At 47.1% G+C, this 10,271-nt stretch carries 11 protein-coding genes; 3 read left to right on the top strand and 8 right to left on the bottom strand.

The genetic code is table 11. The features are described 5' to 3' along the window. Nucleotides 1-324 (top strand): cob(I)yrinic acid a,c-diamide adenosyltransferase (locus J0895_RS11330; RefSeq protein WP_207088196.1); only part of this gene is annotated, 324 nt, incomplete at its 5' end. Nucleotides 325-538: 214 nt separating this feature from the next. Here the strand turns inward: J0895_RS11330 and J0895_RS11325 are convergent. The 6 genes from J0895_RS11325 to J0895_RS11300 form a co-directional block, all read right to left on the bottom strand. Then, nucleotides 539-1,165 carry a hypothetical protein gene (locus J0895_RS11325; protein WP_207088195.1) on the bottom strand — a complete coding sequence of 209 codons (627 nt, stop codon included), beginning with the start codon at nt 1,163-1,165 and terminating at the stop codon, nt 539-541. 610 nt (nt 1,166-1,775) lie between these two features. Next, complete coding sequence (locus J0895_RS11320; protein ID WP_207088194.1) at nt 1,776-2,228, bottom strand: DUF2442 domain-containing protein; 453 nt, start codon at nt 2,226-2,228, stop codon at nt 1,776-1,778. 156 nt (nt 2,229-2,384) lie between these two features. Further along, the gene (locus tag J0895_RS11315; RefSeq protein ID WP_207088193.1) at nt 2,385-4,121 is read right to left on the bottom strand and encodes a helicase HerA domain-containing protein; all 1,737 of its coding nucleotides are present in this window, start codon (nt 4,119-4,121) and stop codon (nt 2,385-2,387) included. A gap of 364 nt (nt 4,122-4,485) precedes the next feature. Beyond that, a complete protein-coding gene (locus tag J0895_RS11310; protein ID WP_207088192.1) occupies nt 4,486-5,289 on the bottom strand; it encodes a glutathione S-transferase family protein in 804 nt (267 codons plus the stop codon). 50 nt (nt 5,290-5,339) lie between these two features. Next, a complete protein-coding gene (locus tag J0895_RS11305) occupies nt 5,340-5,531 on the bottom strand; it encodes a hypothetical protein (protein ID WP_207088191.1) in 192 nt (63 codons plus the stop codon). Between the two features lie 13 nt (nt 5,532-5,544). Beyond that, nucleotides 5,545-6,702: a DUF4336 domain-containing protein gene (locus tag J0895_RS11300; protein ID WP_242541218.1), complete on the bottom strand. Its 1,158-nt coding sequence runs from the start codon at nt 6,700-6,702 to the stop codon at nt 5,545-5,547. 591 nt (nt 6,703-7,293) lie between these two features. Here J0895_RS11300 and J0895_RS11295 point away from each other — a divergent pair. Beyond that, nucleotides 7,294-7,815: a gamma-glutamyl-gamma-aminobutyrate hydrolase family protein gene (locus J0895_RS11295; protein WP_242541216.1), complete on the top strand. Its 522-nt coding sequence runs from the start codon at nt 7,294-7,296 to the stop codon at nt 7,813-7,815. Here J0895_RS11295 and J0895_RS26745 read toward each other — a convergent pair. Continuing rightward, on the bottom strand, nt 7,777-7,962 hold the full coding sequence (locus J0895_RS26745) for an MFS transporter (RefSeq protein ID WP_340643494.1): 186 nt from the start codon (nt 7,960-7,962) through the stop codon (nt 7,777-7,779). The genes J0895_RS11295 and J0895_RS26745 overlap by 39 nt on opposite strands. Nucleotides 7,963-8,007: 45 nt before the next feature. Here J0895_RS26745 and J0895_RS11285 point away from each other — a divergent pair, with 45 nt between their 5' ends. Further along, nucleotides 8,008-8,496, top strand: a complete 489-nt coding sequence (locus tag J0895_RS11285; RefSeq protein WP_207088190.1) for a nuclear transport factor 2 family protein — start codon at nt 8,008-8,010, stop codon at nt 8,494-8,496. Between the two features lie 52 nt (nt 8,497-8,548). On the opposite strand, the gene J0895_RS11280 is transcribed toward J0895_RS11285, so the two are convergent. Then, nucleotides 8,549-9,568, bottom strand: a complete 1,020-nt coding sequence (locus J0895_RS11280; protein ID WP_207088189.1) for a tetratricopeptide repeat protein — start codon at nt 9,566-9,568, stop codon at nt 8,549-8,551. Nucleotides 9,569-10,271: the final 703 nt, after the last annotated feature.

The following is a 10,271-nucleotide window of genomic DNA, read 5'->3' as shown; positions in this document are numbered from 1 at the left end:
TTCACTTGGGAAACCCAGGACCGCGATCGGGACATTCAAAAAGCCCGTCAAGCTTGGGAAAAAGCCTTAAGTTTTATCACCAACCCGGACTATAAACTGGTGTTGCTTGATGAAATTAATATCGCACTCAAGCTGGGTTATCTACCTGTGGAGGAGGTGATCGCCGGTTTAGAGCAAAAGCCCGAGGAGTCTCATATCATCCTCACCGGCAGAGGCGCACCCGCACCCCTGATCGAACGCGCTGACTTAGTAACAGAAATGACTCTCATCAAGCATCCGTTCCGGGAACAAGGTGTTAAAGCCCAACCCGGGATTGAATATTAATCTCAGGATAATCCAACCCATCGGGCTTTGAAACTGCGATTTTAACGTTTAGAGGAGTGCGAGCATCTTGCTCGCTATTATCAAGAGCGAGCAAGATGCTCGCACTCCAAAAATGTACGCGAATAACGGTAGGAACCGCTATAGCACCTGTAGGCACAGCTTAACTTCCGGTAACGACACTCGATCAGGTGTCGGTTTTTTTGCTTCCCCAGGATTATTTCGCCCAGACTTGTTCCTGATAATTTTCTTTACAGACATTCAAAATCCGCTGATCATTCTCGCTAACCGTGGAGATGGATTGTAATCCTTCTAGGCGCACGATATTATCTCGGGCTGGATTCTGGGAAGAGGCGATCGGAGAATGTTCAATTCCCACTGCGTAAGAATACTCAGTATTCTCGTAAGTATTCACAATCGTCAGGGCTAACTGTTGCGGTTCCACCGTACCGTATAAGCAATCGAAGGATGAACTAGGCATATAAAATGCCCCAATCAGTTGAGTAGAACGTACCTCAAAAACTAGGTAAGCTTGTCCGAGTTCGTCCGGTTGGGAGGTTTCACCATAAAGATAAACCCCATCGGGTAAATTGTGGGTTCTCGTCACCGCAGTCGCATCCGCAACCCAAGCCGCAGAAGGACTCGATTGCTCTGTTACCCCTACCGGGTTAGCCACTGCCGCGAGATTTCCACCGCCAAGCAAAGAATAAGCTGTAGCCACTAACGTACAGACGCTTCCCGCAGCCCAGAGATTCAAGGCTGATAGGCATTGAGACCCTAGGGATTGGGTCGATGGGTTCGGCTGAGTTTCTGAAATAGTTGAGCAAAAAAAATTATTAAGCACCCTACATTTCCCCCTAAATACTGAAATTTTAAATCGATGATTTTTTTTGAGAAAAGAAAAGAATTGTTATTTCTTACTGATTAGATCCAGCACCGCATTCCTGGATTACCGAATTTGTTTATAATTGTTTACAATCTTCGGGAGTGCCTTAATTTCTATACTAATCAGGCATCAGCCAAGTTACTATCCCTCTTTAGGAAGATGAGTTATCCTAAACGTGGTGAAATCGCCCTAACGGATTGATTCCACAGTTCTCATTGAGTTAGGATTGCCAAATCATGACAAAAATGCCCGGTTTGACGGTTTTAAATACAGGGGTGAAATTGAGGAGTGAGAAGCAAAGCTATTAAGAGTCAGTGTAGACCGGATTGAGTCCAGAGTCCAGAACCTACAGCCAAGCGATCGCAAAACTTAACAGACCCAGGCGATCGGGCGTTTCCCACTGGGGGTCATCCAGTCAGCGATTCAACGGGTAACCTTCGATAAATAGGACAAGAAACCGGGTTTCTCGCCCAAATTTGTTGCTAATTATCAGCATCTGACTTAAGAAACCCGGTTTCTAACCTTTGATAAATAGGACAAGAAACCGGGTTTCTTCACCAAGATGTTGCTAATTATCAGCATCTGACTTAAGAAACCCGGTTTCTAACCTTTTACGAGCTGCTTCCCGTTTGGCTTCTGTTGATATTTTTCCGCCTTTGCGTCCTAATTCAGACATCCATTTTCGGGTTCCAAAAATGCCCTGTAATAGTCCTAAGACGGTAAAATCAGCATCAAGGCTTTCCCAATGTACGCTTAAGCCATCGGCATCCAGCCAAACATCCCTGAGTTGCTCTGGGTTGGCTCCCCTTAAGCCTTGAGCTAAATCAGGCGGAAAGGAGAAAGTTGAGCCATTTGTCAGATGAATTGTGATTAAATTTTCTTCAACATTGTAGGAGACTTTCTCAGCACAAGGACCATTTTCTGCAGCGGCGATCGCAGCCTGTTCAGCTTGATTTAATTCCTCAGCTAAGGCTTCTTCTGTGAAATCAAAGTCCCACTGTTTTTTCCAAGGTTTAGTCATGATATTTATACCACTCCTCTAAAAACTGCTGTTGATGTAAGTATTTATAGTAGGGGCGCAATGCGCAGGCCCCTACTATAAAGGGCCTGCGCATTGCGCCCCTACAAGAAACAACGATTTTTAGTGATTAAATTTACCACCAATTCCGGGCTAGTTTTAAAACCCTAAATCCAATTTAGCTGATTCCGCAGCAGTTAAGAGTAAATCGGTCTCCATGCCTTCCCAATCCATATCGCCGACTTCTTGATAGAATTTGGCATCATAAGGACGAGTTTGAATGACGACGGGCATGGGAACCGCATGACCCAAAACGAGGGCTTGTTGCTTAGAATCTAACTTGGAGAGAACAGATTTAAGATTTTGTCCCCCAGAAACGCCGGTGAAAATGGCATCAATATCTTTTTCATCATTGAGTAAGGCGGTGATGCGGGTGCCGATTTGGGACATCACTTCGTTATCAATTCCCGAGGGACGTTGATCGACCACGAGTAGGGTGACAAAGTATTTTCGCATTTCGCGGGCGATCGTGCCGAAGATGGTTTGGCGAACCGTGGCGCTGTCTAGGAAACGGTGCGCTTCTTCGATGGTAATCACCAACTGTCTGGGCCGATCGCGGGGGTTTTTGGTTTGTAAAAAGACCTCGGATTTTTCTACATAAGCCCGATGAATCCGCCGAGTCAGGACGTTGGTCACCAACATATAAGACAGCATATTGGATTGTGACCCAAACTCAATTACTAAATGTTTACCGGCATTCAGTTTGTCCAAAATCTGCTTAACGTAATTTTGCGGGCAGCTATTGCGGATATATTTAAGTTCATCCAACAGTCCGAGTTTGCGCTGTAATGCCATAATCGAAGCTTTATTGCCGCGCTTTTCATCGCAAAACATTTGGATATCTTCATTCGTCATGGCTAGGAGTTCGGTAATCCAAGTCGTGCCAAATTCATTGCGCAAAATAATCGCATTTTCGATACTGGCTTCGGATAGGTTTAATTCCCGTGAGACTAAGCGGATATCTTCGACTTCGATTTGATCATAAGCTAGATACAATTCTTGAGCATCGCGCACTCCCCGTCTGCGTGTGGATTCGGGGTCAAGGGTGTAGACTTCTACTTCATTGGGGAACAGTTGCCGTAAGCCTTTGACGGTGCTAAATTGTTTACCTTCGGTGGCAGCTTCCCAGCCATATTCTGAGTGCATATCAAAGATGAGATTCACGGCGGCTTGTTTACGGATGATGCCGGAGAGGAGGAGGCGAGTGAGGAAGGATTTGCCGGTCCCGGATTTGCCAAAAACGCCGTTACTGCGTTCGACGAAGCGATCGAGGTCGATGCAAACGGGAACGTTCATATCCAGGGGTTGACCGATCGCAAAGTTGCGGCGATGGGGGTCATCTTCCCAGCCAAAGACAAGGCGAAAATCCCTCTCACTCGCATCATGAACTTGGGAGAAATGACTGGGAATGGTTTTAACCGGCCTTAACTGCATTTCTCCCGTTGTATTGGCTTGGTAAGAGGCCAATCCGTTGGTTTTGAGTCCGTTGTTGGATGAGGTTTTCAGGAGAGAATTAGGACTCCATCCGCCTTCGTCACTATCCGGGGTGAGCATTAACATGGGGGAGAGTTCGATTTTCCCATAAGTGCTGCTGCCTGCGAGCACTTCCTGCATGAAGGTATCTTCCGGGTGGGGAGGATTCATGGAAATGCGTTCGTTGGTGGTTCCTAAACAGACATCGGTGAGTAAACAGAAGAAATGCGATCGCACGCCTCGGACGACTAAAAATTTTCCGACTCGCATCTCTTCGACGGAGACATCGGGATGTAATTTGACTTCTAATCCTTTACTTAGAGAACCTTGGATCACAGAACCTAATGGGCGATCGGAATTCATAGGGCAATTTTTATAAGGGGAAAGGGGAAGGAAATGCTGCTATTTCAACACCTTGATGAAAAATTCTACATGATTTAGTGCCGTCAAGGTTATTTTAAGGTTAATCATGAAAGAAAAAATAGCACAGAATTTATGCAGCCTCCTTTAGAAACCCACAAAAAAAGCAATTGTAGCAATTGTAGGGTGGGCACTGCCCACCTGCACAGAAAGGTGGGCAGTGCCCACCCTACAATTGCTCGTCAAGGTTAGTTTAGGATTTATCGTAAAAAAAATAGCACAGAATTTATGCAGCCAACCCTAGAAACAGACAAAAAAAGTATGTATGCTTTCAAAACATACATACTTTTTTGACCCGAATTATCGCTTATTCTATTTCAATGGAGGTTGGTTTTTGACCTGTACCGATCGCAGTAGTGGCGTTATAGGGTAAGGGTTTGCGGAATTCGGCATAGAGGCGATCGCGCCAGGTGAAAAAGGGTTCGTAGAGGGGATTGTCGGCAATCCCCATCACGCCTTTGCCGCGCAATTTTTCGGGAATATCCAGATAGGGTCCTTCGGGGAATTTGAGCAGGATGGATAATCCAGCTACGGCTAAATCGGCCAGGGTGGGCTGGTTGCCGGTTAAATAGGGACGATCTTGCAAAATCAGACAGAGAGCTTCTAAATCTTGCTTGATGGCGTCTTCAGCGGATTTTACGGCATCAGGGGAGGCACCGAGACCCGAACCGAGGGTTCTGAGGAGGTCGGATGGCACCGCTTCGACCAGATTTTTGAGGAAATCTGGGGTATTCGGCGGCAGTAATGCACTGCGAAAACTTTGATCCTGACTGATTCCCTGAAACAGGACGACTCTGCTTTTGGTACCAATGGATTCATCTGCCCATTCTTCCATCATCAAGCACAATCCGCGTTCTTTGGGGTTGGTGGGAATAATGGGGCGATCGGGGTATTTTTCGTCTAAATATTTGGCAATTTTGGTGGAATCGGCAATCACGGTACTCCCATCTTTGAGAATGGGGACTTGGGATTGCCCGGAAAGTTGGTAAACTTCGAGCTGTCCGACGCCTGGGGTGACTTCGATTTTGCGGTACTCTAATCCTTTGTAATCCAGGATGAGCCTGACTTTTTCGCTGTATTGCGACAGTTCAAATTGATATAACTCTAGCATGAGACGGTCCTCTGGCTGTGTTGTTGTACCTCTCAAGTGTATTAAAATTTTTACAATACTTCATGAAGTTTTTGGATTGAGGGCGGCAGAAGCAGAGTTTCGGGCGATCGAACCTTAACAATCCGGTGGATTAGCAGAAGTCTTTCTTGAGGTAGCTGACAGGGACGGATCGCGATTTTGACTTGGAAAATTTTCGGTGCGATCGCCGTGATCACAAATCCGTTACAACCGGGCGGTATCATTCCTGAACAAAAATTATACTTTATCCTGACGAGGGGGTGTAATTCGCCAGCGATCGAGGAGTTCATCGATGGTTCGCAAGGTGGCAAAATCGCGATCGCTCAACGATGAATTCTCCCCAGTAACCGTCAGGTTACTCTTCCCCGACGGCTGTTCCAAAAAATTAAACGCCTGCCGAAACTCTTGGGGACCGACGGCAAGGGGCGAGTCTAAATGACAGGGAACAATCCGTTCAAACTGCCATCGGGCAACGGTATCAGCCCAAGTGAGAGTGTCTTGGGGGGCGCGGTTGAGAATCAAGGTTTGGAGGATGGGTGCGACAAACAGTCTCCCATCGGCGCGCAGGAGGTCAAATGATTGTTTCCAGTCTGGTTGCCAGTCGAAGGGAAAGAGGCCAAAATAGGCTTTTTTGGAGCGATCGCTAACGTTTCGCGCCAGTTGAAATGCTTGCCTGAGTTTCAGGGTATTTAATGTGCTAGGGCGGAAATAAAACGCAAATAGACAAATTCGCTGCCATCCTTGGCGACGATTAGCGGGAGTATCTTTCCGGACATCGGCAGCATTATCCCTAGCATGAAACAAGAGAGGATAAGGGTCAAGTTCGACGATCGCCGGAGGGTCTTCTGGGATAGATAGCACAGAATCGGTGACTAACAGCGATCGCGATGATCTGTGGAAAAATGCCACTTCCCCAAATCGTCCCAATCCCAAATCAATCGGACCCAGAATTTCATAATCAAACTCATCGGCAAAGGGGACTTTGCTACTATCTTTAGGTAACACTTGAGTCCGTCGTTGCGGCAACCCTAACCAACTCAAGGGCAAATTTAGAGGAAAACTCCATTGAGACGGCGCTACAAACACCTGCGCCAGGGGAAAACGCCGCGCAAACGGACCGACAAATACCTTATGTTCCAGTCCAGAAACCGTAGGCAGGATAATATATTTAACTGGCCCATGTTGAGACTCTAATGCCTGAACTTGTCTCACACATTCCGGCGTTGGGGCGATCGGTGCATAAACCAATAATCCCCCGCGTTCCAATTTGACCACCGTCATGCGAATGGGAACCACGACATAAAAAATGCCCTGAATCTGCTCAAAAGTCCAGAGGGTATCTTTGACCACTTCTTGACAGAGGGTGCGCCTTCTGCCATAAGGGTACAGTGGCATCGCCAACCAAAACGGCCATGACAGGTCCTTTGGATGTAGACTCGGATTAACGGGTGCTGAATCGGTTACGCTTTCCAATGTTTTCAGTGTTGTTATCCCTAGAGGTTGACTGTACCAGATGATCCAGGCGATCGCCTCTTTTGAGTGTACCAAACCCGCTGCAAAACTGGCTGCAAGGAGGGAGAATCTCCACAGCGCGTCTAAATCATTTATAGAGAAAGCGAGCATCTTGCTAAGATTGCCCTTTCACTGCCGATGATCTTGTCCCTTCAAAGATGCTAATCATGGCTCTTTAATTTTTTTTTCAAATCATGGCGATCGCTTGCTTTTTTCTGGGTAAACTACAAGATAATAGACGGATCAACTATCCCCCGTTGATATTCTCGCCCCCGACCCTCCCCTCGATGTCAATCCAGCACTCCTGGGTTAAAAATAGGAGATTAATAGGGTGTCTGGTGGTGGCAAAAGAATCACGAGGAGGACAATGGACTATCTATCCAATTTGATTAAACTGCAATTTTTTATACTGCTTTTTTACTTGAAACGTTGAAGATAAAAAAAGAATTTTTCATACCCTCCTACTCTCCTGTTATGACTAAATCTCTGAAAGCACCGCTGATTGGCATTAGCACTTATGGCAGAAATGGGGTCAACGCTTTTTCCCTCGCTGCGACTTACGTTGATGCAGTCCGCGCCGCAGGTGGAATGCCGGTACTCCTGCCACCGGGAGAACCGAATCCCGCTGATGTTTTGGAACGGATAGATGGGTTAATTTTGTCCGGTGGAGGCGATATTGACCCGATCGCCTATCAGGGAGCGTCTCATGCGAGTATTTATAATATTGACTTAGAACGGGATGAATTTGAACTCACATTAGCGCGGTTGTGCCTGGAAAAAGATCTGCCGTTTTTGGGGATTTGTCGCGGGATGGAGGTGGCGATCGTTGCTTGTGGAGGAACTTTGGTGTCTCATGTTCCTGATGAGTACGGGATGCAGGTGCAACATCGCTTAGTCCCGGCACCCGGTCATCTGTATCCAGCAAAGCATCCGGTGAGAATTCTGTCAAGCAGTCGGTTAGGTGCAATTTCGATTGTTAAACATTTCTCCGAGTAACACCCAGGTGACGGGACCCCAAGAAAAGCCGAAGCAAAAGACGTATAAGTTAGCCGCCAAAAGTGCGATCGTTCCGGCACTATCCGTTAAAGTGGGATTACCTAGGCCAAAAACCCGGTTTCTTGTCCTATCTGCCGAATACTGCACCGAAAACTTTAGCCATCGCCATCCTAACCTTTAAACGATAAACTGATGGAAACGACATCTTTATCTTCCGTAACCCCCAACCCAAATTTAGTCGCAATTTGGGAAGCTCATCAAGCGGCTGAATTTATCACCCACGATGTTAAAGCGGCATTAGCAACCATGACAGAGGATGCTTATGTCAATCTAGTTCCTCTCTCCACAATTGCCTCGGGTAAAGCAGAAATTGAAAACTTTTATGCCAACTATTTCATCGGCAAATTACCCCCAGATACTCAGGGAGAATTAATTTCTCGAACCGTGGGTGAAAACCAAATTGTAGATGAGCAATCTTTTTCCTTCACCCATTCTCAGGATATCTTTGTTCTCCCTAATATTCCAATTACGCACAAAAAAGTTGAAATGCTAATCGTAATTGTTGTCGGGTTTCGGGATGGCAAAATAGCGTATGAACGATTGTATTGGGATCGCGCCTCTTTACTAGAACAAGTGGGTTGGCTTTCTAAATCCTATATTCCCGCATTTGAGTTGAAGTAGGGAAATCTTACCCGTTCAAGGGGACGCGGCATTGCCGCGTCCCTAGGGTGAATTAATTTGCTTGTTGTTGAGCTTGAGTGAGATTGTATTGCGCTGGGGCGTAATTGGGGGAGAGTTCGATCGCCCGTCGGAATTGCTCGATCGCCTCAGCAGTATTGCCTTGTTGCTTCAGGGTTAGCCCCAATCCATTATGGGCTAAAGTATGAGCACTGGCTGGATTTGCCGGTCGATCCGGTAGGGCTAAAGCACGGCGATAGCTGGCAATGGCTTGTTCGATGTTACCCTGTTCTCTATACACTCCGGCTAAACCATTATACGCTGTAGCCAGATTAGGTGAGATAGCGATCGCCCGTTCATACGCCGCAGTCGCTTCCTCCAACTTGTTCTGCCGTCGCCACATCACCCCCAAATTATTATGCACTTCAGCGAGATTCGGATTGATGTTGAGCGCTTGCCGATAGGCGACGATCGCCTCATCCACTTTATCCTGACTAGCTAAAACTAACCCTAAATTTAGATGTGCCTCCGCATCATTGGCATTAAGTCCGATCGCCGTCCGATACGCGGTAACTGCCTCATCTAACTGATTCTGCCGAACCAACAAATTAGCAATTTTCACCTGCGCTTCCGCATCATTCGGCTCAAGTGCGACTGCCCGACGATAAGCAGCGATCGCCTCATCCCCTCGCTTCACCGCAGTTAGGGCGACCCCTAGATTAAAATAAGTCTGAGCTTGATCCGGATTCAGGCGTAATGCTTGCTGATAGGCAGCGATCGCCTCCTCATGTTGTTGGCGATCGGTGTAGGCATTCCCCAAATTATTATACGCACTGGCATTATTCGGGTCCAATACCAACGCTTGCCGATATTGCGCGATCGCCTCATCCACCTTATCCTGATAAAATAAGGATAACCCCAACCAGATATGGGCTGCTGGATTATTGGCATCATTTTGGACAACCTGACGCCAAATCTGTTCCGATTGGGCATAGTTTCCCGCAGTAAATGCACTATTGCCTTGTTGCGAGAGTTCCTCAATAGATTGTCCAACAGCTAACTGAGGTGTTATCATCACAGACAACCCTAACACCCATCCCATTAATTTAGGTGACCTCACGATCTCCCTCCCTTCTTTACTCTGAACAACTGGGTTTCCCGGGGTTCGTTTCACGATTGAATCAGTTGTGAATTCGTTTCCCCGTAACCATGACGTTTACAATCCTATTTTGTCGCCCGGTCCAAATGCACCCCCTTTCCCATTCCTGTCTTCGGGAAAAACAATCCTAGCTTATCGCAATTGAGACTCTATTTCCATTGGTAGCATTGCTAGAATTGTTTTTCTAATTTAGAGCATCAATATCGGATTGAGATGCAAGGGACAAGAAAGCGGGTTTCTGTTCTAGAAGGACCTAACCCCCTACCCCCCTCTTACAAGAGTAGGTTTTTTATAGCAGTTCCCGGACTCACCCTCACCCCCAGCCCCCTTCGACCCCCTTCGACAAGCTCAGGACAGGCTTCGGCGGGGCTCAGGGCTCAGGACAGGCCTCTCCCGTCTTGGGCCGCCGACGAGAAAGGGGTGAGGGCTGTACCTTGTGGACATGAGAAACGCTATACTTCCGGTCCCCTCCCCTTGGCAAGGGGAGGGAACCGTCGCTGAAGTTAATAGTAAGGCGAATCACCATAAACGTAAAAAACCTACTTTTGTAAGAGGGGGGCAGGGGGATTAGGTCCTCTTTGGTATCCCCTTAACCTACTCCTAACTCATAAGGGTTATC

The organism is Phormidium pseudopriestleyi FRX01, from assembly GCF_017313335.1.
GTDB lineage: Bacteria > Cyanobacteriota > Cyanobacteriia > Cyanobacteriales > Laspinemataceae > Laspinema > Laspinema pseudopriestleyi.
Note: the sequence above shows the minus strand (reverse complement) of the source record. Positions and strands in the feature narration are given on the sequence as shown.